The organism is Streptomyces sp. f51 (genome assembly GCF_037940415.1).
In the GTDB taxonomy this organism is placed as follows: domain Bacteria; phylum Actinomycetota; class Actinomycetes; order Streptomycetales; family Streptomycetaceae; genus Streptomyces.
The window spans coordinates 2114371-2137861 of sequence record NZ_CP149798.1 but is presented as its reverse complement, the minus strand read 5'-3'; the positions used below and the strand labels follow the sequence as shown (position 1 = coordinate 2137861).

The 23491-nt window shown below is 69.8% G+C and carries 18 protein-coding genes, 2 tRNA genes and 2 pseudogenes; 13 read left to right on the top strand and 9 right to left on the bottom strand.

The genetic code is table 11. The features are described from left to right. Window positions 1–7 precede the first annotated feature (7 nt). Both WJM95_RS09495 and WJM95_RS09490 read left to right on the top strand, forming a co-directional pair. On the top strand, window positions 8–2551 hold the full coding sequence (locus WJM95_RS09495) for a phosphoribosyltransferase (protein ID WP_339129143.1): 2544 nt from the start codon (window positions 8–10) through the stop codon (window positions 2549–2551). After that, a complete protein-coding gene (locus WJM95_RS09490) occupies window positions 2551–3378 on the top strand; it encodes an HAD family hydrolase (RefSeq protein WP_339129142.1) in 828 nt (275 codons plus the stop codon). Before WJM95_RS09495 ends, WJM95_RS09490 begins: the two co-directional genes overlap by 1 nt. Window positions 3379–3546: 168 nt before the next feature. Here the strand turns inward: WJM95_RS09490 and WJM95_RS09485 are convergent, their stop codons facing one another. Next, window positions 3547–3771, bottom strand: coding sequence for a zinc ribbon domain-containing protein (locus WJM95_RS09485; RefSeq protein WP_339129141.1), 225 nt, complete (start codon window positions 3769–3771; stop codon window positions 3547–3549). A 324-nt stretch (window positions 3772–4095) separates the two neighbouring features. Continuing rightward, window positions 4096–5550, bottom strand: coding sequence for a hypothetical protein (locus WJM95_RS09480; RefSeq protein ID WP_339129140.1), 1455 nt, complete (start codon window positions 5548–5550; stop codon window positions 4096–4098). Between the two features lie 200 nt (window positions 5551–5750). Here WJM95_RS09480 and WJM95_RS09475 point away from each other — a divergent pair. Continuing rightward, window positions 5751–5825: transfer RNA gene (locus tag WJM95_RS09475), tRNA-Val, on the top strand. A gap of 92 nt (window positions 5826–5917) precedes the next feature. Here WJM95_RS09475 and WJM95_RS09470 read toward each other — a convergent pair. From WJM95_RS09470 to WJM95_RS09460, 3 genes and pseudogenes are all read right to left on the bottom strand, one after another. After that, window positions 5918–6949: a tyrosine-type recombinase/integrase gene (locus WJM95_RS09470; protein WP_339129139.1), complete on the bottom strand. Its 1032-nt coding sequence runs from the start codon at window positions 6947–6949 to the stop codon at window positions 5918–5920. Between the two features lie 95 nt (window positions 6950–7044). Continuing rightward, on the bottom strand, window positions 7045–7257 hold the full coding sequence (locus tag WJM95_RS09465; RefSeq protein WP_339129138.1) for an excisionase family DNA-binding protein: 213 nt from the start codon (window positions 7255–7257) through the stop codon (window positions 7045–7047). Further along, window positions 7254–7520, bottom strand: a pseudogene (locus WJM95_RS09460) (replication initiator); the annotation flags it as partial. The gene WJM95_RS09465 and the pseudogene WJM95_RS09460, both read right to left, overlap by 4 nt. Between WJM95_RS09460 and WJM95_RS09455 the strand changes: the two are divergent. The 3 genes from WJM95_RS09455 (at window position 7452) to WJM95_RS09445 (ending at window position 9474) form a co-directional block, all read left to right on the top strand. Continuing rightward, window positions 7452–7940 carry an NUDIX hydrolase gene (locus WJM95_RS09455; RefSeq protein WP_339135440.1) on the top strand — a complete coding sequence of 163 codons (489 nt, stop codon included), beginning with the start codon at window positions 7452–7454 and terminating at the stop codon, window positions 7938–7940. The pseudogene WJM95_RS09460 and the gene WJM95_RS09455 overlap by 69 nt on opposite strands. A gap of 112 nt (window positions 7941–8052) precedes the next feature. Next, the gene (locus WJM95_RS09450) at window positions 8053–8430 is read left to right on the top strand and encodes a hypothetical protein (protein ID WP_339129137.1); all 378 of its coding nucleotides are present in this window, start codon (window positions 8053–8055) and stop codon (window positions 8428–8430) included. A gap of 534 nt (window positions 8431–8964) precedes the next feature. Then, a complete protein-coding gene (locus tag WJM95_RS09445) occupies window positions 8965–9474 on the top strand; it encodes a hypothetical protein (protein ID WP_339129136.1) in 510 nt (169 codons plus the stop codon). A 269-nt stretch (window positions 9475–9743) separates the two neighbouring features. Here WJM95_RS09445 and WJM95_RS09440 read toward each other — a convergent pair whose 3' ends face one another. Next, the gene (locus tag WJM95_RS09440) at window positions 9744–10211 is read right to left on the bottom strand and encodes a hypothetical protein (protein ID WP_339129135.1); all 468 of its coding nucleotides are present in this window, start codon (window positions 10209–10211) and stop codon (window positions 9744–9746) included. A gap of 1806 nt (window positions 10212–12017) precedes the next feature. On the opposite strand from WJM95_RS09440, the gene WJM95_RS09435 reads away from it, so the two are divergent. Then, window positions 12018–12090: transfer RNA gene (locus tag WJM95_RS09435), tRNA-Val, on the top strand. 67 nt (window positions 12091–12157) lie between these two features. Here the strand turns inward: WJM95_RS09435 and WJM95_RS09430 are convergent. Both WJM95_RS09430 and WJM95_RS09425 read right to left on the bottom strand, forming a co-directional pair. After that, window positions 12158–12382: pseudogene (locus tag WJM95_RS09430) on the bottom strand (site-specific integrase); the annotation flags it as partial. Between the two features lie 201 nt (window positions 12383–12583). Next, window positions 12584–13516 (bottom strand): HDIG domain-containing metalloprotein, encoded by a 933-nt coding sequence (locus WJM95_RS09425; RefSeq protein WP_339129134.1) that lies wholly within the window; start codon window positions 13514–13516, stop codon window positions 12584–12586. A gap of 958 nt (window positions 13517–14474) precedes the next feature. On the opposite strand from WJM95_RS09425, the gene WJM95_RS09420 reads away from it, so the two are divergent. Then, window positions 14475–14816, top strand: coding sequence for a CPCC family cysteine-rich protein (locus WJM95_RS09420; protein WP_339135439.1), 342 nt, complete (start codon window positions 14475–14477; stop codon window positions 14814–14816). A gap of 151 nt (window positions 14817–14967) precedes the next feature. Here the strand turns inward: WJM95_RS09420 and WJM95_RS09415 are convergent, their stop codons facing one another. Then, complete coding sequence (locus tag WJM95_RS09415; RefSeq protein WP_339129133.1) at window positions 14968–15321, bottom strand: hypothetical protein; 354 nt, start codon at window positions 15319–15321, stop codon at window positions 14968–14970. A gap of 1202 nt (window positions 15322–16523) precedes the next feature. Between WJM95_RS09415 and WJM95_RS09410 the strand changes: the two genes are divergently transcribed. From WJM95_RS09410 to WJM95_RS09390, 5 genes are all read left to right on the top strand, one after another. Further along, the gene (locus tag WJM95_RS09410) at window positions 16524–17882 is read left to right on the top strand and encodes a hydrolase (protein ID WP_339129132.1); all 1359 of its coding nucleotides are present in this window, start codon (window positions 16524–16526) and stop codon (window positions 17880–17882) included. Between the two features lie 282 nt (window positions 17883–18164). Next, window positions 18165–20411, top strand: a complete 2247-nt coding sequence (locus tag WJM95_RS09405) for a hypothetical protein (protein ID WP_339129131.1) — start codon at window positions 18165–18167, stop codon at window positions 20409–20411. Between the two features lie 15 nt (window positions 20412–20426). Continuing rightward, window positions 20427–21869, top strand: a complete 1443-nt coding sequence (gene pgsB, locus WJM95_RS09400; protein WP_339129130.1) for a poly-gamma-glutamate synthase PgsB — start codon at window positions 20427–20429, stop codon at window positions 21867–21869. After that, window positions 21870–22352: a poly-gamma-glutamate biosynthesis protein PgsC/CapC gene (locus tag WJM95_RS09395; protein WP_339129129.1), complete on the top strand. Its 483-nt coding sequence runs from the start codon at window positions 21870–21872 to the stop codon at window positions 22350–22352. Window positions 22353–22399: 47 nt separating this feature from the next. Beyond that, complete coding sequence (locus tag WJM95_RS09390) at window positions 22400–23467, top strand: NlpC/P60 family protein (protein WP_339129128.1); 1068 nt, start codon at window positions 22400–22402, stop codon at window positions 23465–23467. Window positions 23468–23491 lie beyond the last annotated feature (24 nt).

Here is a 23491-nt window from a genome sequence, read left to right as displayed (position 1 = left end):
GGAACAGATGAACACCCCAGCACACGACCCTAACCACCCCGGCAGCGGCCCGGACGGCGGCAGCGGCCCGGACCGCGCCGGCGCCCCGCGGGACGCGGTGTGGACGGGGACCTGGGTCGCCGAGCGGCTCGGTGTCGAGCTCGTCGGCGACGAGGGCCTGAGCGGCCTGCTCGGGCTCGCGCTGCGGCGCAACCCCAAGCGGGCCCACCTGCTCGTCTCGAACGTCCTGGGCAAGCACGTGCCGCAGTCTCCGGCCGTGATCCACGGGTACGGCGTCGAGCTCGGGCGGCGGGTGCGTGAGCTGCTGGGCACCGAGGACGCCCGCGCGGCCGTCGTCCTCGGGTACGCCGAGACGGCCACCGGGCTCGGCCACTCGGTCGCGGACGGGATCGGCGTAGCGCCCTACCTCCACTCCACGCGCCGCCCGGTCCGCGGGGTCCGCCAGGCGGGCGGCTTCGAGGAGTCCCACTCGCACGCCACCTCGCACCTCCTGCTTCCCGAGGACCCGGGACTGCTCGCGGGCTCCGGTCCGCTGGTCCTCGTCGACGACGAGTTCTCCACCGGCAACACCGTCCTCAACACGATCCGCGACCTGCACCGGCGCTATCCGCGCGAGCGGTACGTCGTCGTGGCACTGGTCGACATGCGCTCACCGGCCGACCACGCGCGCTTCGAGAAGTTCGCCGGGGACATCGGCGCCCGGGTGGACCTGGTCGCGGCCGCCTCGGGCACGGTGCGCCTGCCCGAGGACGTCCTGGCCAGGGGAACGGCCCTGGTCGCCCGCTACGAGCAGCCCGCCCGGCACGAAGAGGGCGACCAGCGCGAACCGGCAGCTCCCGCCGCCGACTCCGCCGCCCCGGCCGTCCGCGTCGGCCTCGGCTGGCCGCACGGCCTCCCCGACGGCGGACGGCACGGGTTCACACCCGGACACCGAATACGCCTGGAGGCGGCCCTGCCCGCCATGGCGGCACGGCTCGCCGACGCCCTGCCCGACGGCGCGGAGCGCGTCCTGGTCCTCGGCTTCGAGGAACTGATGTACGCGCCGCTGCGCCTGGCCCACGAACTGGAGCGGACGCTCCCCGCCGAGGTGCGCTTCTCCACCACCACCCGCTCCCCGGTGCTCGCCCTCGACGACCCCGGCTACGCCATCCGCAGCCGCATCGCCTTCCCCGCCCACGACGACCCGGACGACGGGCCGGGGGAGCGCTACGCCTACAACGTCGCGGGCGCCGGCTTCGACGCCGTCGTCGCGGTGGTCGACTCCACCGCCGACACCCCCGAACTGCACGCTCCCGACGGCCTGTTGGCACAGTTGGCGGCACACACCCCGCACGTCCTGCTCGCCGTCGTGCCCTCGTACGCGCCCGCACGGCCGTCCACCGAAAGGCCCTCCATGCTGCCCGAGCCCCTCCGCGGCCCCGCCTTCTCCTCGTACGCCCCCGACGAAGTCGGCTGGCTGCTGCGGGACTTGTCGGACGTGACGCTGGAGGCGCCCACCGAGGAGCGCGAGGAGGCCATCCAGAGCGGCGGAGCCCACTACGCCGAGTCGCTGCCGGTCGAGTACCAGCCGAGCCCCGAGTACCAGGAGCTCTTCCAGGCCGCCCTCACCGCCTCCGCCGCCCGGATCGCCGAGGCCGTCGGCGCCGTGACCGAACTCGTGCTCGCCGACCGCTCCCCGCGCCCCGTCCTGGTGTCCCTGGCCCGCGCCGGCACCCCGGTCGGTGTCCTGATGCGCCGCTGGGCCCAGCACCAGCACGGCCTGGACCTGCCGCACTACGCCGTCTCCATCGTCCGCGGCCGGGGCATCGACGCCAACGCGCTGCGCTGGCTGGCCGCCCACCACGACCCGGCCGACGTCGTCTTCGTCGACGGCTGGACGGGCAAGGGCGCCATCACCCGCGAACTCGCCGACGCCATCGAGGAGTTCGAGGAGGCCGAGGGCATCACCGGCTTCGACCCGGAGATAGCGGTGCTCGCCGACCCGGGCTCCTGCGTGCGCACGTACGGCACCCGCGAGGACTTCCTCATCCCCTCCGCCTGCCTCAACTCGACCGTCTCCGGACTGATCTCACGCACCGTCCTGCGCGCCGACCTGGTCGGCGAACACGACTTCCACGGCGCGAAGTTCTACCGCGAGCTCGCCGGCTCCGACGTCTCCGTCGAGTTCCTCGACGCCGTCGCCGCCCACTTCCCCGACGTCGCCGAATCCGCCCGCGACCGGGCGAAGGAACTCCTCGCCGCCGACCGCACCCCCACCTGGGAGGGCTGGGCCGCGGTCGAGCGCATCAGCGAGGAGTACGAGATCCACGACGTGAACCTCGTCAAGCCGGGCGTCGGCGAGACCACCCGGGTGCTGCTGCGCCGGGTCCCCTGGAAGATCCTCGCGCGCGCCGGAGCGGGCGCCGACCTCGACCACGTCCGGCTGCTCGCCGGACAGCGCGGGGTACCCGTCGAGGAGGTCGAGGAACTCCCTTACACCTGCGTGGGGTTGATCCACCCGAAGTACACGCGCGGCGCGACCGGTGCCGACGGCAAGGCGGTGACCCTCTGATGTCCGCGCCCAAGGTGCTCGTCGCCAGCGACCTCGACCGTACCCTCATCTACTCCTCCGCCGCCCTCGCGCTCACCATGCCGGACGCCCGCGCGCCCCGGCTGCTGTGCGTCGAGGTGCACGAGAACAAACCCCTGTCGTACATGACGGAGACGGCCGCCGGGCTGCTCACCGAACTCGGCGACATCGCGTACTTCGTGCCCACCACGACCCGCACCCGCAAGCAGTACCAGCGCATCAACCTGCCCGGTCCCGCCCCCGAGTACGCGATCTGCGCCAACGGCGGTCATCTGCTCGTCGACGGTGTCTCCGACCCCGACTGGCACGCGGCCGTCAAGGAGCGGCTCTCCTCCGAGTGCGCGCCGCTCGACGAGGTGCGCGAGCATCTGGAGAGGACTGCGGACCCGGCCTGGCTGCGCAAACACCGGATCGCCGAGGACCTGTTCGCCTATCTGGTGGTGGAGCGGGAACTGCTCCCCGAGGAGTGGGTCAAGGACCTGGCCGTGTGGGCGGAGAACCGCGGCTACACGGTCTCGTTGCAGGGCCGCAAGATCTACGCCGTGCCGCGGCCGCTCACCAAGAGCGCGGCCGTGCGCGAGGTCGCCCGGCGCACCGGGGCCCTCCTCACCCTCGCGGCGGGGGACTCGCTGCTCGACGGCGACCTGCTGCTCGCCGCCGACCGCGGCTGGCGTCCGGGCCACGGCGAACTCGCCGAGGCGGACTGGACGGCACCGGCGATCACCGCGCTGCCCGAGCGGGGTGTCCTGGCGGGGGAGCGGATCCTGCGCGAGTTCGTGAGCGCCTGCGACCGCCAGGGCGCGGCCTGATCGGGGCCCCGACCTGTCGGTGTCGCCCGCGGGCTGGGAGCGACACGGCCGTCCGGCCCGGGCGAGACGTCCGGGCCGGACGAGACGTCCGGGCCGGACGAGACGTCCGGGCCGGAGGGAGGGCGCGGGCGAGGTGAACCCCGGGACCTCCCGGAAGCTCCTGGCCGGTCAGCCGCAGCATCCGCCCCCGCAGCACCCGCCTCCGCCGCCGGCGGACGGGCGCGGGGCGGGTGCGGACGCCGACGCGCCGGTGGCGACCGCGACGGTCGACAGGAGCTTCACCGTGTCGTCGTGCCCGGCGGGACAGTCCGCCGGAGCCGAGGACTCCGCCATGGGACGGCTCAGTTCGAAGGTGTCACCGCAGGTCCGGCAGCGGTATTCATAGCGAGGCATGCGCACAGGCTACCGCCGGGATCCGGCGGCCGAAGTGTTTCGTCGCCCCGTCAGGACACCGGACGCCACCGGAGGCACCGGTCCGGTTCCTCCTCACCGGGAGCGGCGAGTCCCACGAGGGCCGTGGGGCGTCGCGGGATGGCGGGGCGTCGCGGGTTCGCGGGGCGTCGCACGATTGCGGGATCGCGTGGCGCGGCGGGATCGTGGAGAGGCCGCGAGGCCGCCCGCGCTGCCGCTGTCCCCGCCCGCGCCGTCCCTGGACCTGCCGTTCCCGGACGTGCCGTTCCTGGACCCGGCGTTCCCGGACCTTGCGTCCCTGGACCCTCAGGCCGGGCCGCCGCGCTCCTCGCGGATCTGGGAGACCACGCGGGCCACCGTCGCCCGCACCGCCTCCGTCTCGGTCAGGAAGTGCCAGTAGTCGGGGTGGCGGCCCTCCAGCGCGGCCACCGCACGGTCGAGCCGGACGACGGAGTCGTCGAGGGGGCCGGCCTGCCGCGGGTCGGGCGTCGTCCGGCCCGACATGGCCAGCCGCTGCGCGTCCCGGATCGCGAACCGGGTCCGGTCGATCTCCTGCTGGGGATCCTTCTGCACGGCGTTCAGCCGGCGCAGCCGGTCACCGGCCGCGGACACCGCCTCGTCCGTGCTGTTCAGCAGCGCGCGCACCGTCGCCAGCAGCGAGGCCGCGTCCGGCCAGCGCTGCGCCTCCCGCGCGGCCCGCGCCTCGTTCAGCTTCGCCTCGGCCTGCCGTACGTTCTCCGCGGCCTGGTCCGGTACGTGCTGGAGGTCCTGCCAGCACGCCGCAGAGAATCGCCGCCGCAACTCGCTCAGCACCGGTTCCACCTGCCCCGCACGGGTCGTCAGCGCCTGTGCCCGGGTCCGCAGCGAGACGAGCCGGTGGTCGATCTCCGCCGCCCGCTCCGGCAGCCGCTCCGCCTCCGAGCGCACCGCCGCGGCCTCCCGCGAGACCCGCTCGGCACGCTCCAGCGTCTCCGGCACGCCGTGCTGCCCCGCCCCCTGGTTGAGCTTGGTCAGCTCGGGGCCGAGCGCGGCGAGCCGGGCGGCGAGGTCGTCGGCCCGCAGCCCGGACCGCCGTACGGAATCGAGGGCGTTCGAGGCGGCCAGCAGTGCCTGCCGGGCGCGCTCCACCGCAGGCGCCAGGCGGGCCAGCTGGGTCTCGGCCTTGCCGAGCAGTGGCCCGAGACTCTGCTCGAACCGGTCCAGGTCGGCCTTCACCCGGGCCAGCTCGTCCTTCGCGGCGACGAGTTCCGTACGGGCCCGTACCGCGACGGACGCCTCCAGCTCGTCCCGGTCGAGATCGTGCGCGTCGACGGCGGTGATGTACTTCTGGCTGGCCTCGTCGATCCGCCGTCCCAGCGCCGCGAAGTCCGAGACCACGCGCCGGGCGGCCGGGGAGTCGTCCACGGCCGTGATGGTCTCGATCGAGATGCGCAGGTCGCGCTGGGCGGTGTCGAGTTCGTAGAACGCCGCTGCCGCGGCGTCCTTGGCGGCCTGGGCCTCGGCCCGCTGGCTCTCGGACCGCCCGCCGAACCAGCGTCTGGTGCCGCCACCCGCGAAGGCCGCGGGAAGCGCCAGGGCGGCCAGCAGGGGCAGCGTGACGAGCGTGAGCACGTCACCGGCGTACGAACGAGGGCGGCGCACCGGCCGTACCGGCGCGAGGTCCCGGCGGGCGCCGGGAGGGCGCGCGGGCCCCGCCTGCCCCGCGAACGGCGAACACGGCTGTGAAGGTATCGCCGTCACGTCCCTCTCCTGTGCTGTCATCCGCCTTGCCCGGCTGTCATTCTCCCACCGCTTGAAGACGAACACACGGGCCGGTCAGTTCGCGTTTCGCGCCGTGATCTTTCCGCCGCCGCCCCCGTCCCGGCCGCCCGGCCCGGCGACACCCCGTCGCCCGGCCACCACGCGCCGCATATGGGTTTGCGGGTCATCCCCCCGGGCAATGTAGGCTGTCGACTCGTCCTGGGCGCGTAGCTCAGCGGTAGAGCGCCGCCCTTACAAGGCGGATGTCGGCGGTTCGAAACCGTCCGCGCCCACCAGTCTCAGGACATGAACAAGGCCCAGATCAGCCGGTGTGATTCCGGTGATCTGGGCCTCTGTCGTTTCCGACCGCCGAGGGCTGCCGTGCCACTCACATGCCAGATGGACCGCGCGAAGGGCGCCGCACCTTCCTGATCTGACCGTCCACGTAGTCGGCGATCTCGTGGTCGCGCCCGTTGACGAGGTGCTGGTAGACCAGCGCGGCCCGCACCGACAGGTGGCCCATGCGCTGCATCAGCTCGCGGGTGGTGGCGCCACCGGTGGCGGCGAGGGCGTTCCCGGTGTGCCGGAGATCGTGGAAGTGGACGTCACCGAGCCCGGTCGAGGCGAGCGTGCGGAGCCAGATCCGCCGGAAGTTGTTCCGCCGCAGGACACCACCGCGGGCCCCGACGAAGACGAGCCCGGTGCGGCCGGCTTCCGCGTGCTCCGCAAGGTGGTGCGCCAGCTCGGGCACGAGCGAGGCCAGGAACGCCACGGTGCGGACGCCCGCCGCGCTCTTGGGAGCCTTGACCGTGAGGCCGTCCGTCCGGGTCTCGGAGTACGAGCGGCGAACGGAGACGGTACGGGTCTCCAGGTCGATGTCCCGGCGCTGGAGTGCCGCCAGTTCACCGAAGCGGAGCGCGGCGAACGCGGCCAGGAGCACCAGGACGCGGTAGTGCGACGGGACCGCGTCGGCGAGCCGGTACACCTCGGGTACAGAGAGGAACGGCCCGTCCGTGACTGTGCTCGCGCCCTTGACCCGGCACGGATTGCGCTCGATCAGCCCGTCATCCACAGCCGTGTTCAGGATGGCCCGGAGGACCTGATACGCCTTGGAGACGGTGGCCGGCCCGACGCCCGCGTCGAGGAGATCGGTACGCCAGCGCCGCACCTGTGGCGTGGTGATCTCCCGCAGGGGGACCGCGCGGAACGTCGGCAGGATGTGCCGGTTGAGGACGCCCGCGTCGCGCTCCCGCGTGGTGGCCGCGTAGTCGCGATCCTTGAACCAGGACGCGGCGAAGTCACCGAACGCGATCTTCACGTCAGGGTTCTTCCAGTCCCCGTCGAGGATCTTGGCCTCCTGCTTGACCAGCCAGCGATCCGCATCGGTCTGCGTCGCGAAGGTCGTGTCAGCCGTCCGCATCAAACCGTCCGGACCCCGATAGCGAGCCTGGAAACGCCCGGAAGGCAGCTCGCGCACGGACCCGAAGCGGCGACGGCGCCCTTTGGAGTTCGCCATCAGGCCACCGCCTTCAGCCGCGAGGTACGCGCGGTGATCGGCTCCACCCTGTGCTCCGTGATGTACGAGTCCACCGCGCTCTCCGGGATGCGGACGTGACGGCCGACCTTGACGAAGGTGATGCGCCGCTCGGCTATCAGGCGCCGGGGGAAGCGCGCCGAGGTGCCGAGCAGTTCGGCCACCTGGTCGGCGCTGAGGTACCGGTCTTTCATGCTGCGGCTCCTTCCAGGGCGAGCTGGTCGCGTAGGGCTTCGCGGGCGGTTTCGCGGTTGTGCTGGAGGTCGCGGGCGATGGTGGCGGCAAGGCCGGATTCGCCGGGGGTGTGGCCGTGGCCGGCGTACTGCCAGTCGGCGAGGACGAGGACGGTGTCCGGCTCGCGGTCCTCGAGGCCGAGGGCTTCGCGTTCCTGCGCGGCACGGAAGTCGGCGCGGGCCTGGCGGAGTTCGCCGAGGGTGGTGGAGTAGCGGCGGGACTTGATGCCGATGGCCGCGTTCTCATGGTGGAGCCCACGTACAAGGACTACTGGGACATCCCGGGCGGGTATGTCGAGGCCGGTGAATCGCGGCTCCAGGCTGCCGGCCGTGAGGTGCACGAGGAGTTGGGCGTCACGCCGGTGCTCGGACGCCTCCTGGCTGTCGACTGGGCGCCGAACGGCACCGAGGGCGACAAGGTGTTGTACCTGTTCGACGGCGGCGAGCTCTCGCAGCAAACCACGGAGGGCATCCGCCTCCAGGCGGACGAGCTGAAAGCCGTCAGGTTCGTTGGCCCGTGCGAGATTGCAGATCGCACGATCCCGCGACTGGCCCGACGGATCCTGGCAGCGATCGAGGCCCGCGCCGAGAGCGCTCCGGTCTACCTTGAGCACGGCCAAGCGCCGGGCAAGCAGGCGGCATAGCGGTGGTGGGGCCCGGCGCTGGGGAGGCTGATCTCGCGCTGCTCTAAGCCCGATTCACCCTGAAGGGCCTTCCAGCGGGTCGGGGCGCGCGATCTATGGTCTCGTCTCAACTATGCCCAAGATCTCCAAAATCACCGCATCCCGGGTACAGGAGTTCGGTCCGGTGACCGACCGGCGCGAGGACATGGACGGTTACACGGTCGAGTTCGTATCTTTCGCCGCGGACAGCGACCTCGATGGCCCGCTCAAAGCCCTGCCCGGGAGTCAGTGCCCCTGCCCTCACTGGGGCTACGTCTTTGCCGGACACGTGCGCTTCGTCTTTGACGACCACGAGGAGGTGTACGAGACCGGAGATGCGTTCTACGCCCCGCCTGGTCACCGGCCCTACGTCGATGCCGGCACCGAACTCCTGCAATTCAGCCCGACCGAACAGCTCGCCGAACTTGAGCAAGCCATCGCAGAGTGGATGAGCCAGCAGCAAGGCGGCTGAGAAATCCGTGGGGGCGACCAGCATGGTTGAACGCCGAATCCAGGGATAGAACTTTCTCTACTTCATCAAGCACCCGGCTGCGCTCCGCTCCGCCGGGCGCGCTCCCGCCTCCGCGCCGGGCGCCGCTCCTGCCTTCGGCCCGCTCCGCCCCGGCTGCGCCGACGCCCGCCCACACGTGGATAGGTCCGGAGGCCATGAGTCGAGCACCCGACGTTCATAGCCCACGGTCACCAACGATGCCTCCGGCGGGGGATCGGCCGGCACCGGGATGGAGGGGGGCGCCGTTCCCGGCCGCGGGCCCATCGTGGCGAGCGTTGGGGGCTCCCATCCCGTCCACCATCGACCCAGGCAGAGCCGAGCAGACGCGGCCCATGGCGTCCAGGTCGTTCGTACAGTGGCGCGCTCCACCTGGACGCCATGAACCACGCCCGCTCCACATGCGTGTGGGTCGACGGCGGACGGGATGGGAGCTGGGGAGAGTGGTGGGTCAGGGAGGTATGTACGGTCTCCGCAGACGATCAGGGGAGGGGCCAGATGTCGAGTGATCTTCAGTTCAGTTGGAGTCTGACCGGAGCAGGTTGGGCAACGTACCGAATCACCGATGGTGGGACGGAGCACAAGAGCGATCCGAGCTACTGCACCAACGCTCTTGCCGATCTGCTTGTTGGCGTTGCCGGGTTGTACGGCCCGGAAGCTACTCAGCGGTTCTCGTTCGACCTGGAGCCCGCAGAGGTGAGGTGGGTCCTCAGCAGCCGTGGGGCAAAGGTCGTGATCGGGATCTACCGATTCCCCGACATGTTCAAGAGCTTCGACCTCCCGGCCGACGACGGCGTCCTCTTGTGGAGCTCAGAGCAGTCGCGCACCGCCTTCGCTCACGTGGTCGCGGAAGCGGCGCAAGATGTTCTGCGCTTGCATGGCGAAGCCGGATATCGGAAGAAGTGGATGCAGCATCCCTTTCCCGTCGCCGAGCTGCGAGAGCTCCGTCACCTGCATCTGGAGCAGGACGCTTGCGATCTTCCGCACGAGTTGCCACACCCGGAGTGAGCAGGCGGCGAAAGCCGGACTGTCAAGGGCGCCCAAGCCGTCTGACACCAGCGGCTGACACCAACAACGGCGTACAGTGCCGATCAACGCCGGACCTCACCGGCAGCCGGACCAGGGTTCAGCGGACGTTCATCACGGTCAAGAGAACGCCTCGATCGACCTGATAAAGATGAGGCCAGACCTCAAAGCCCTTGTGCCTCGCGGGGCGCTGTCCTGAACCGATAGACAGCGCCCCGCGACGCCCTGCGGACCGAAGGGGGCACTTGGGGTCAGACGCCCCAGGTGCCCTGGTTCACGGCGCAGGTCCAGCCGGTGCCGTGGAGGGCGAACTTCACCTTGTAGCTGTGGGTGTTGAGCAGGTGTGTCTGTACCTTCATGCCGAGGCTGCTGCTCGGCTTGAGGGTCCCCGTGTACACGGAGACCGTCTTCGACGTCTTGTTGGTGACCCGGCCGTTCTTGGGCGTGGCCGTGCCGAAGCGGATGTTCGCGACGTCCGTGACGGTGAGCGTGACCTTCGTGAAGCTCTTGGTCGTGCTCTTGTTCTTGATCCCGAAGTACAGACCGCCGTTGGTCACCCAACCGTGCGAGTCGACGTAGAACCTCGCCGGGTAGACGAGGCTGACCGGGCAGCCGGTGCTCGTCGTAGCCGGGGTCGCGGCCGATGCCGTGCCGGCGAGACCGAGCTGGGTGGCGGTGACGAGCCCTGCGGCGGCGAGAAGGGCCGCGGCGGCGCGCATGCGATGCATCGTGGAGAGACTCCCCCTCTGACTGGCCCGACCTGACGGGCCGTAGGCGGAAAGAGTGCCATCCCCGGCACCCGGGCGCGCGTGCCTGCCGGGGTTCGGCAGTGGTTGTTACGGCAGTAGTACAAACCGCCTCAGCACTCCGCGTGGCCGCTAGGCGACGCATGACCAGACGGAACCTATTCCCTTGCATGGTGGTGGGTCGACGCATTTCCTCCCGTGGGGCCGCAGCCTGCCGGGTAGAGCCGCCCGTCTCAGTTCCCGTCTCTCAGCCCCATTCAGGACCGTTCACACGGGACCGTCAGCAGGTGTTGCCGCCCGCGCCAGCCGCCCATGAACGCAGGTGAACGACCCCGGAGGCAGTCCACGAGGCCACCAACACCGTTGGAAAGGCGCGTTGGCCAGGTGATGAGGGGGGTGGGGTCTGCGGCCTGCAACATAGTCCCGAGGTGGCTCCCGGGGACCTTTGCGCCCACCCCCCTTGCCCGCGGACCTCGAAGGTTCTCTGACCGGTCTCATCCCGCCAGGCAAGCTAACAGGGGGACTGACAACAGGGGTAAGAGCCGAGAGACGCGGTACGGCAGCCAGGTACAGCAACCCGAGGGGCAGGCAGCCCCCGCAGGGCCGCGACACGCCGAGGGCCCTGTCGTCACGGGTCGGCCGTCACGGCTTGCTCTGGTCGACGGCAGCGACAGCGTGGCTGAGGCTCGTGGGGGCGGAGCGAGGCATACGCGTGCGTGGTCGCTCGGCGCGCCCGCTGTCGTGGCTGGCTGTCGTCGGCTGAGGTTCAGACGGGGAGTGTCGAAGGTGCCGGCTGTCGGTCGAGCGGGCTGAAGCTGGGCCGTCTCTGGGCTGTACGACGTTGCTCAACAGCGGCCAATGACGACCAACGACGACGGCCAAGCGTACGAGGCCATCGCCCCTGAGCAGCGAAAACGCAGGTCACCAAGATCTCCGGCAAGATCCAGGACAAGAAGAAGGCAGCAACCAGCCGTAGCCTTCGGACACGGATCAGACGTGTGAGGAACAGTGTGGTGAAGCGCGAAGCCGGTCGGCCTGTCTACCAGGTGGGCGATGTACTGCGAGTGGGTTGTTCGCCAGCGAGGGCGCGGGTTGCCGATGTCCGGGGCTCCTACATTTTTGTGGAGTGGCCCTGGGGGAAGGTCGATCCGGACTCACGATTCCGATGGAACGGGCAAAGGGCTTTTCCCGTTGACCCTGGGTCGGGGGAGTGGTCGTACACGCTGTTTCGCACCGAGCCGAACCCTCAGTACCTGAACCGTGGTGACTTGTGCAGCGTCAGCATCCCCGAGACGCTCGTTCGTGTCGTCGACGTCCTGCGTCACGATCCTCCCCTGGACCTGGGCCGGCTTCCTCGACCGCGCACGAGGCTGGTCGTAGTCCCCGTCGACGTTTCCTCTGACGCCCTTCAGGAAGATGAAGCGGCCACAATCGAGATCGAGTCTGCCGCGCCCATGACGATTGAACTAGTGAGGCGGGCCTAGAGATCGCGTAGCTCGCGTAACCCACCCCTAGGGCGACGCGGGCGAGGCGCACTGAGTGTCTAACTGCGTGACAACCACAGCACACAGCCGCGGACAACTGTGGACGCCAGCGGACCATCAGCGCAGGTGACAGGCACAGCAGCCCAAGGACGTCGGGCCCCCCGAGTTGCTTCGGGACGAAGTGGTCCCCGTGCCACAGCCGTGCCACATCGTGCGGTCAACCGCGGTCAACAACGGCTCGCCACAGTCGAGATGCACCGTTCCCCCCGGCTGCCGCTACTGCCGGAATGACCTGGGGAACTCCGCCGTCGGCCACGTCCGCCCTTACAAGGCGGATGTCGGCGGTTCGAAACCGTCGGCGCCCACCAGGAAAAAGGCCCCCAGCCGATCATGGCTGGGGGCCTTTGACATCCAGATCTGACATCAGTGCCGTCGCTACTCGCGCTGTAGCCGCCGCGTGAGCAGCCGATCCATGTGACTGACGGCCTCGCGCTGCGTGTCCTGGACGACGTGCGCATAGACGTTCACGGTGAGCAGGCATCCGTGCCGGGCGTCGTGCAGCCGGATGACGCGCAGGCCCGCGTTCCCGGCGACCCGGGTGAAGGAGCGGTACACGTTGCGAGGTTCGATCGGTCGCCCCGTGCGCGTGGTGAACACATATCACGGAAGTGCTGGATGCCTACCAGGCTTCCCGCTATGGCTTCGCAACTCGCCGCCTGCCGTTGCTGCTTGAGCACGGCCACGCGCCAGGCAACCTGGCGGCATAGCGGCAGTGGGAGCCCGAGGCGCTCCGTATCTGTCGCGACGACTCCTGAGAGCCGCCTGGCAGAGTCATGGAGCTGGGTGACCAACGCGCATCGATCAGGGACTGTCCGGGCCAGGCGGGCTGTTTCTGCCCAAGTCGCCCGAGAGATGCCGGCGGAGCAGTCGGATGGCGGGACGATGGTCGTAACTCTCTGCCACTTGAAGAGGTGTCTCTCCGCTCCCGTCCGCCAGTCCAGGATCCGCGCCGTAAGCCAAGAGCACTGCCGTTGTGGCAACGGTCAGCGGCTTGCCGCTCTGCAATGCCCAGTCACCTTCGCTATCGATCGCGTGTGTCGCGCCGTTACCCTCGTTCGGGTCGGCTCCGGCATCTAGCAACCGAGCCATCAGCTCCACGTCCTGGTGTTCCGCAGCAAACAGCGTCGGAGGCCACCAGCCGCTGCCGTCAATGATTGCCCGCTGGCTCGGCGGAAGTGAGACGAAGGTGTTGATGCGCCGTTCCGTCCGCTCGACAGCAGCACCGAGATACGGTCGTGCCTTCCTGGTCGCGGCGTGAACCTCGCTGTCCGGCCCATACCGTTGCAAGATCTCGTCAATGCGCCGACCGAACTCGAAAGACTGCCCGGCAGGTCCAGTGGTCATGTCGGCGAAGATCAGCGCGTCCATGACTGCGGAGTCCTCCCGGTCATACACCGCGAGTTCAGCAGTCAGCCCCCGCTGCTCGGCCTCGTAGACGGCGCCGGAGTGGTGGGCGACCAACCGCACAAGGCGCGAAGGAGCAGCCAGCCTTTCCAAATGGCGTGCGCCGTCAAGGGGATGGAACCCGGTGTCTCTCAATTCCGGCGCGTAGCCGATGTCATGCAGCCATGCAGCCGCGACAAGGAGCTCCCGGTCATCCTTGGACACCGCCGTTGTCGCCTCAATTGCTCGCGCTGCTACAGCCTGCGTGTGCAACCAGCGATCTCCGAGCGGGGACAACAGTGACTCGGCCAGCTCAGCAGCGCCTTGGGGCGTGTCCAATCCAGAGAGCATAGGTCGCACGGTAGCCCAGACGGACACGTAGCCCGCAGCCTGGGAAAACCGATCCGGATCATGGACGCGGTAAGACTTTCTCTACTCCATCAAGCCCCGGCTGCGCTCCGCTCCGCCGGGCGCGCTCCCGGCTCCGCGCCGGGCGCCGCTCCTGCCTTCGGCCCGCTCCACCCCGGCTGCGCCGACGCCCGCCCACAGGTGGATAGGCCCGGAGGTCATGAGTCGAGAAGCCGACGTTCATGGCCCACGGTCAGACGCGGCCCAGGGCGTCAAGGTCGTTCGTACAGTAGCGCGCTCCACCTTGACGCCCTGAACCACGCCCGCTCCACGGTGTGTGGGTCGACGGCGGACGGGATGGGAGCTGGGGTGAGTGGTGGGTTGGGGTAGAGGATGCCGCCATGGCAGATCAACCGAGACGGCCTCTTAGCGAGCTTCGGCAAGGCGAGACAGTCCAAGCAACGATCACTGGTCACCAGCCATGGGGCCTCACGGCAAAGCTCGACGAGTACGACCCGGTGGGCGCCTCACTGGACACGATTCGCCGCGGAAGTGAGCCGGGAGTGAAGCGCCTCGTGCGGGAACTGCCGCCAGTGGGGACGACCATCGACCTAGTCATAGGCGAGGTACGCGACTGGGATCACAAGCCGTGGATATGGGTCGACCTCACGGCACCCAGTCCTGCCGGAGACCGACCGTGACCCCGGCGTGACCGATCGAGCGGGGAACACCGGGGAACGACGGTCACCCACGGCCATCGCGCAGCACGACTGCCCCTGACCGATGTACCTGGTCAGGGGCCGTTCACCTGCGGTGGGTGTGGGATTTGAGTCCACGGTGACATCGCTGCCACGACGGTTTTCAAGATTGCTGAAGTGTTGACTCGCCTCGCCCGTTGAGACTCCACCGACCGCACGAAAATGGAAGGTGGGTCAGCGTGATCGCACAGCACAATGCGCTCATGGTGTTCGCGGATGTCATAGGCCGAGCCGACACCGGTCCGTATCGCTGCCCTTGCTGCGGATTCGTCACCCTCGCTGAGCGTGCAATGTACGAGATCTGTCCGGTTTGCTTCTGGGAGGACGACGGTCAGGATGACCACGATGCAGACGAGTGCCGAGGCGGCCCGAACGGTCAGCTCAGCCTGACTGAGGCACGGCGGAACTTCGAAGCTACCGGTGCAAGCAGCGGGCGTCTCTCGCCACAGGTACGCGCGCCGCGACCGGAAGAGCACCCGGACATCGCTCCGCACTACGGCACGGGTGTCCTCTACGGCGGGACCCCGTCGAGTGATCAAAGCTAGGTCCCAACTTGTCCGATCGTTCACCTCCGCTGTACAGCCGCGAAGTACAGCAACCGGCACGACCGCAGTCGACCGTCACCGGCTCAAGGTGACCGACTGAACAGCCCAGCAGACCTCAGTGACCACCGTGCCCATATTCGCATCGAGGCGATCAGTTCGCGTCAGAGTCCGCGCGACCTACGGAGCGGAACACAGTCTCGTACTCACCTGCTTGCACCAGATGATCCACAACTCTCACCATGGCCGCGATCCCGGCGTCACGGACGATGAGGCCGTCCCAGCAGGTGAAGAAGATTCCTCCCAGCTCCTCACCCGTGGTCGCCCACCGATCCATGAGCCGTTGGACCTCAGCGAGCGTGAAGATGGTCCCTGACCACCGGAGCCCGTCCGCGAAGATCACCCACATGTCGACGTTGCAGACGTCCTCAAGCGCTTCGCCCGCATTGGGCACGAAACAGATCTCGTACCCGTCCCGCTGCACACGGTAAAAAGGCCCGTCCCACATGACGTCCTTGACTCCCCCTTCACTCCATGTCGAAGGCGGAGCCTAGCTCCTCGCTCGTGCCCTGGCGTGCCACTCTCGTGCCAGAACGGGCGGAGACTCGGGGGGACTCGCGGTACACAACGGGACGCGCCAGCCGCGCCATCCGAGGCGGGGAATCCGCAGGTCAGGCCAATGCTCGCCCCACCTCGCTTCCGCCCAGGTCAGCCCCTCGACAAGCCCCAGATCACCTCAGCTCCCAAGCTCAGAGCGCGCTCGGTAAACTGCCCTCTCACGGCAATGCAAGAAGGCATCTTGGCAAGCTCGATGGGTCCCGCGTTCACAGCCGCTCTCAACGAGATGAGACGCGTGCGCAAGCTCAAGCCGGACGACCGCGGGTCGAATGCGTACGCGGAGTGGCAAGACCAGATGGCTACAGCGTTGGAATCGATGGCTGGAGTCCTACCAGACGAAGCTGATCGGCTTTGGGCTCTTGCCAGAGCAGAGTTGGCCCGCCGGGAGGCAGTGGAGATTCGCTCCCGACGGTCGCTCCAGGCGCCGGGCTGTCTCAGTTTCCGTGAGGACGACCAGGACGCCGACCGGGTCCGGGGCGGCCCGAACGACCGACTGAGCCTCACGGAGGCACATCGGAACTTTCATGCCGTAGGAGCCTGCGACGAGCGGTGTACCGAGTTCGTCCGCGTTCCCCTGCCCGACGAGCATCCAGCGGTCTGACATCACCAGCTGACATCAACGTCGCCAGACGGCCACAGATCCCAGCGTCCAAAGCTGGATCCCGATTCGCCCGGCCAGCACAGGCCCGAGCAGTCCACGCGACCCAGGAATCGAACTTACAAGGCGGATGTCGGCGGTTCGAAACCGTCTGCCCACCGGTCTCAGGACACGAACAAGGCCCAGGTCAGCCGGTGTGCATCCGGTGATCTGGGCCTCTGTCGTTTCCGGCCGGTGAGGCCGCCGTGCCGCTCCTGTGCCGGAGGGGCCGGCGGTGGTCGTGGCGCGGGTGTTCCCGGTGTCCGCGGATCGTGCTCGTGCCGGTGGGAGATGACCCGCGTGCCGGTCCGATCGGCGTTCGCCGGCGTCCAGTTGCCCGTGCCTGCGCCCCCGCGATGAACGCCGGGTGCCCGAAGTCCGTTGACCTGTACGGCGGTATGGTGTGCGCCAGTCGATCGCCGGTTCGGCGGTCACGGACCGACAAGGGGGGTTTCATGAGACATGCGCGACCGCGGCCGCGTCGCAATCTGATCGCCAAAGCGGTCGGTACGGCGGGTGCGCTGGCCGTCGTACTGGGTGCGGGGATAACGCCGGCGAGTGCCGTCGGAAAGACGTCCGGCAAGCCCACGGCCACCGGGGCCAAGGAATCGCCGGACGACACGCCCTGGGCGCCCGAGAACGACGAGCCGCAGCAGCAGCACGTCGTCAGTCCGGCCACCACGTTCAGCAGCCCGACCACGAAGCTGCGCAGCGCGAACATGGGCCCCGTCCAGCTCAGCCTTCCCGACCCGACCGGGCCCTACAAGGTCGGCATGGTCGGCCTGCACCTCTCGGACAAGTCCCGCACGGACCCGTACGTGTCCGGCAACAAGCGGCGCGAACTGATGGTCACGCTGTGGTACCCGGCCTCGTCCACGTCCGGGCACTACCAGGCGCCGTGGATGTCGTCGATCGCGGGTGCGCGGTTCCTCGCCACGCGCGGCCTGTCGACGCAGCAGGTGACGCTGCCGAAGACCGCGGGCCACGTGCTCGCCCCGGTCGCCACCAAGCTGGGCAAGCTGCCCGTCCTGCTGTACTCGACCGGGCTGCACTCGGACCGTGCGATGGGCACCGGGCTCGCCGAGGACCTCGCCAGCCGCGGTTACCTCGTCGTCACCGTCGACCACACGCACGACGCCAACGAGGTGCAGTTCCCCGGCGGACGGCTGGAGGTCAACAGCATGCCGTCCGGCGCGCACTCCTCCGACACGCTCAAGGTGCGCGCGGCCGACATCCGCTTCGTCATCAACCAGCTCGGCACGATCAGCACCGGCGGCAACCCGGACGTCGGCAAGGCCACGCTGCCCACCGGCCTGTCCAAGGCCGTGGACATGTCCCGTATCGGGATGTTCGGCTGGTCGCTGGGCGGCGCCGCGGTCGACACCGCGATGCAGCTCGACTCGCGTATCGCCGCGGGCGCCAACCTGGACGGCCAGTTCTTCGGCACGGCGCCGACCAAGGACCTGAACCGCCCCTTCATGCTGTTCAGCTCCGGCGGCCACAACCGCAACAACGACAGTTCGTGGCGCACGCTGTGGCCGCACCTGAAGGGCTACCGGGTCGACGTCCAGCTCCACGGCGCGGCGCACCTGTCGTTCAGCGACAACGAGGCGCTGGTGCCGCAGTGGGCGGGTGTGCTCGGGCTCTCCCGTGCCCAGGTCCAGCAGTCGTACGGCACGATCGACCCGAACCGGGCGATCGAGGTCCAGCGCGTCTATCTGGCCGCCTTCTTCGACAAGGAGCTGCGCAAGCAGCACGTCACCCTGCTCGACGGGCCCAGCACGAAGTACCCGGAGATCTCCTTCGTGAAGTGAACCGGACAAGCGGTAGGGCGTGCCCCGCGTGCGGGGCACGCCCTACCACTGTGGGTGGAGAACTCCGCCCCAGGTCCGTCCGCGCGCGCCGGGTGACCCCGCGCGAACGCGACGAAGCGGACGTGATGGTTATGTGATTGTAGGCAGCTAAAGTGTTCCTCTGATCGAACATTCGGGCGCTTGGCGCCAATTGAGAGAGGATTCGCTGCCCTGCCCACCGCATCCCGGGCGCCGCGCCGGCACCGCAGCCGCCGCCGCGCCGATATGCCGCTGCTCGGCGGGGTGCGACCGCCCATCGCCTCGCTCATCGTGCTCCTGCTGGTCGTCGCCGCCCTGACGGTGATCGGCCTCGGAGGCATTTCCGCAGAGCGGGTCCCGCAGGCCGTACTGAACGGCGAGCAGCAGATAGCCGCGGACACGGCGCTGTCGACGCGCACCACGATCGACGTCGAGGCCAGAAGCGTACGCCGTACGGCCGGCGCGTTCGTGGCGACGGGCACCACGACCCCCGCGACCGCGCTCAAGGCCCTGACCTCCACGGGGAACGCGGCCCACGGCAGCGCGCTGTTCGACGCGCGCACCGGCAAGCTGCTGGCGTCCGGCGGCAAGACGGTCCCGTCGACCGGCGTGGACGCGACCACCACGGCGTCCGGACACAACGCGATCCCGCCCCGCATGGTCACCTCGGGCGGTACGCGGCGGCTGCTGTACTTCGCCAGGGTCACCGTGCCCGCGCAGGTGGACGCCAACCAGGACCAGAACCAGCAGAGCGGGGCCGACCGGCAGTGGCTGCTGGTGGTGTCCGAAACGCTCCCCGCCCTCACGGCGTACGGCGACGGGCGCACCGCCGTCGCTCTGGACGCGAGGGGCGAGACGCTCGTCACAGCGGTCCACGGCACGGCGTCGTCCGCCGCGGCCGACAGCGGCCTGCCCGCGGCGGCCGTCCGCGCCGCGAAGGACTCGGGGCGCGACTCCGACGCCTCGGGAAGCATGCTGGGATCCTCGGTGGGAGGCCGGCGCACGGTGGCCGGCTGGGCCCAGGTCGCCTCCGCGACCGGACCGGGCGACACCGACGGCCTCGGCCTGATGGTCCTCACCTCCCGCGCGGTGCCCGCCACGACCGCGAACGCCGACTACTCGAGCTTCGCGCTGGAGGCCGCGGCGGCGCTGGCCGGGATCGTGCTGGTGCTCGGACTGGTGCTGCGGTTCTTCGTGCAGCAGCCGCTCCTTCAGCTGTACCTGTCCTCGAGCCGCCTGGCCCGCGCCGTGACCGAGGGCGGGCCGACCGCGTTCGAGGAGCTCTCCCGGCCGGTTCCGGCGACCGGTTTCGGTGAACCGGCCCGGATCGCGCGGGCGTTGGAGTCGCTGCGCCTTCAACTGCTCGGCGAGAGCGGCCCGCAGGAGTTCCCGCCGCGACGCGGACCGGGCGGCAGGGCGCTGGCCGTGCTCGCCCTGGTGCTCGTCGCCTGCTGGGCGATACCGATGATCTTCGTGCTGAACCGGGCGAACACCGCGACCGCGGTTCCGGCTCCCGTTCTCACCGTCCAGCAGGCGCGCACGGAGATCGCGGCGAACCGGATCCGGCAGTCCCTCGACCAGTCGTACACCGACCTGAGCGACGCGGCCGCGGCCCTGCCGGGCAAGACCGACAGCGCCAGGACCGAGATCCTGCGGCGTGCCCTGAACGACCACAAGCAGTACCGCTCGCTGTACCTGCTGGACCGCTCGGGCGACGAGACGCTGCGGGTGGGCGCCACACCGCTGCGCACCATCGTCCACGTGCCCCGGGGCAGCGGGATCACCACCGTCAACACCTCGGGCCGCATCCCGGCGATCGCCGCCTACGTCCAGGTCCCGGTCGCCAACGGCAAGGCGGCGGCGCCCGGGGTCGTACTGTTCGGCGAGATCGACGTGAAGGCGCTCAACTCCATCCTGCCCAGGCCCAAGCTGGGCAGTGTCTGGGTGACGGACGGCGACAGCAGGGTCCTGGCGGCGAGCGTGGGCTACCGCGCCTTCCAGGCACTGCCCGATGCCGGCCTGACCCGTCTCGCCCGCGCCGCCAAGGGCGCCCCGGGTACCGCGGGCGCCTCGGCCTCGGCGGTCCTGTCCGGGTCCTCGGGCCCGGAGGTCGACGCCGCCGCCCCGCTGGCACAGAGCGGTCACACGGCCGGCCTCGGCTGGCACGTGGTGACGGCCGAGCCCGCGGCCGCGCTCCAGCTCCCCGCGATGCAGGCCGAGCAGCGCACCATCCTCGCCGGCATCCTCGGCCTCACGGCGGGCGTGGCCTGCCTGGGCTGGCTGTACGTCGTGGTGATCAGGCCGCTGCGCTCGGTCGACGTGCTCGTCGAGCGGCTCGCGGGCGGGGACCGCCGAACCGTGCTGCACCCGGTCAACCACGACGAGGTCGGCTCGGTCACCCGCAGCCTCGAGCTGATCCGCCAGGCCCTGGCGGAACGCGGCCGGGCGGGCAGATCCGGTCAGGCCGTCGGCCCCTCCGGGTCCCGGTACGAGAACACACCTCAGGGATAGAAGGACGGAATCGACGTGCTTTTCCTCTATGTCGTACTCCTGCTCTGCTGTGCCGGGTTGTGTGCCGCCGGGATCCTGGAGCAGCGGCGCCACTTCGACTCGCTGGGACAGATACCCACGCGGGTGCTGGTCAACGGCATCCGCGGCAAGAGTTCGATCACCCGGCTGTGCGCGGGCGCGCTGCGCGGCGGCGGCCTGGTCACCGTGGCCAAGACCACCGGCACCGCGGCCCGGTTCATCCACCCGGACGCCACCGAGGAGCCGGTGTACCGCAAGTTCGGGCTGGCCAACATCGTCGAGCAGATCGGCATCGTACGGCGGGCGGCGACCTACCGGCCGGACGCGCTGGTGATCGAGTGCATGGCGGTGATGCCCGCGCTTCAGGAGATCAACCAGGAGAAGCTGATCCGCTCCACCATCGGCGTGCTCTGCAACGTCCGTGAGGACCATCTGGAGGAGATGGGCCCGACCCTGGACGACGTCGCCCGCTCGCTGTCCCGGTCGATGCCGGTGGGCGGGGTGTGCGTGACGGCGGAGAAGGACCGGCTGCACATCCTCCAGGAGGAGGCGGACAAGCGGGACTGCCGGCTGGTCGCGGTCGACCCCGACTCCGTGAGCGACGCCGAACTGCGCGGCTTCAGCTGGTTCACCTTCAAGGAGAACGTGGCGATCGCGCTCGCCGTCGCCGAACTGCTCGGTGTGGAGCGGCAGACCGCGCTCCAGGGCATGTGGGACGCGCCGCCCGACCCGGGCGTGCTGTCGGTGGAACGCTACGTCACCCCCGAGGGCAAGCGGCTGTCGTTCGCCAACGTCTTCGCCGCCAACGACCCCGAGTCGACGCTGATGAACGTCCAGCAGCTGAAGGACCTCGGCGTCATCCGGCGGCCGCTCAACGTGGTCATCAACTGCCGCCCCGACCGGGTGGAACGCAACGGCCAGATGGGCGCCATCGTCCCCGACCTCGGCGCCGAGACGGTCTTCCTCATCGGCCACCCGACCAAGAGCGCCCGCGACGCCATTCCGGCCGGCTTCACCGGGCGGGTGGTTGACCTCGGCGGCGACCGCCGGGACCCCGAGGAGCTGACCGCGGACATCCTCGCGGAACTCGGCCCGGCCTCGTCCCTGGTGGCGATCGGCAACATCCACGGCCAGGGCGAACTGTTCCTGGAATGCCTCGCCGAGCTGTCCCTGGACGGCTCCGAGGACGAGTTCACCCCCGCGCCCGCCCGCGACGGCCTCGACCAGGAGACCATGCAGATCGCCGTGGGCCGGCCGCCCGAGCCGGAGCCGTACAGCTGGGTGGCACCGCTGGAGACACCGGCACACGGCTTCCACGTCCCGGGGCAGCGCGACCTCGCGCGCGGGTTCGCCGCGCGCCGCGGCCGGGCCGACGACGAGAGCACCGACGACTTCCCGCACTACTCCTACGATCCGTACCAGACGACGAGGAACCAGTAAGTGATCCCCGCCAACCTCACCGCACAGACCGCCGCGCTCGGGATCGCCATCGGGCTGGTCTTCTCGCTCGTCTGCTACCTGACCACCAATCTCTCCCCCGGCGGCATGATCACCCCGGGCTGGATCGCCCTCACGCTCGTCACCGACGTGCAGATGGCGGCGCTGATGGTCGGTGTCGCCGCGCTCACCTACTTCGCGACGAAGCTGTTGCAGCGCAACGTGATCCTGTACGGCAAGAGGCTCTTCGCCGCCGTGGTGCTGTGCGCGGTGCTGTTGCAGACCACCGTGATGCTCGCCCTCAGCCACGAGTTCCCGCTGCTGTACACCTCGCAGACCCTCGGCTTCATCGTCCCCGGGCTGGTCTCCTACCAGCTGGTCCGCCAGCCGATGGCGGCGACCCTCATCTCGACGACGGCGGTGACGCTAGCCACGTACGTGGTGCTGGTCGCGGGACTCCTGCTCGGAGCCCTGCCCACCGGCTGACCCAGCCACCGCCCCCGTTCACCCCCGCGTCCCCAGGAGGATCGGCCATGAGACCAGAACCCGCAGCCAGGCGCAGCCGGCTGACCCGCCGCGCAGTGCTCGGGACGATCGCGGGGGTGGCCGCCGGCGGGTTCGCCTGGGACCGCCTCGCCAACAGCGGTGACGACAACGGCGGCGGCACCGCCGCCGACGGGGCCGGCCCGAGCGCCGGGCCCACCGGAGCCCACACCTTCGAGCGGCTGTCCCGTCCGGACCGCACCGTCGTCCGCTCCGCGGACGGGGGGACGCTCGCCACCTTCACCGACGGGGCCCGAACCGCCGTACTCAGCGGACCCAGCCGCAGCTTCAACGAGCCGCGGACCACCACCGCCACGGTGACCACCGACGCCTGGGTGCGGGTACTGCCGCACGAGTGGCAGCAGGGCATGGAGAGGTCGGCCTGGTTCAAGGGCTGGTTCCCCAAGACGCTCGGCGACACCAGCCCGGACGTCTTCGCGGTCGCCTTCCAGTACAGCAGTGCCGGGGCACCCGACAAGCACAAGGCCAACGGCCTGCGCTACGCGGGCACCGCGCACTTCGGCCCGCGCAACGCCGAGGTGAACAACCCCCTGGACTTCGCCTACCACGACGAACAGTCCGACTTCTACGACTACTTGGGCGTTCCCTGGGACTTCCCGGGCGGTGTCCGCGCACAGCCGGAGAAGGCGCGCTACGGCGACGTCGACTGCTCCGGCTTCCAGCGTCTGGTGTGGGGCTACCGCATGGGCATCCCCGTGCACAACACCAACGCCAAGGGCGCCGGCCTGCCCCGTCGCGCCTTCGCCATCGCCGCCTACGGTCCCGGCCGGCTGCTGATCCCCAACACCGGCCGGCAGCCCACCGACCTGGACGTCCTGCAACCCGGCGATCTGGTGTTCTTCGCCATCATCAAGGACCGGCCCGACCTGATCGACCACGTCGGCATGTACATGGGCCTCGACGACCGGGGCCGCCACCGCTTCTACTCCAGCCGCTCCGCCGCCAACGGACCCACCATGGGCGACATGTCGGGCCGCTCGCTGCTGGACGGCACCGACTTCTACGCCCGCGGCTTCCGGACCGCCCGCCGCCTGTGACCCGCGGCTTCCGGACCGCCCGCC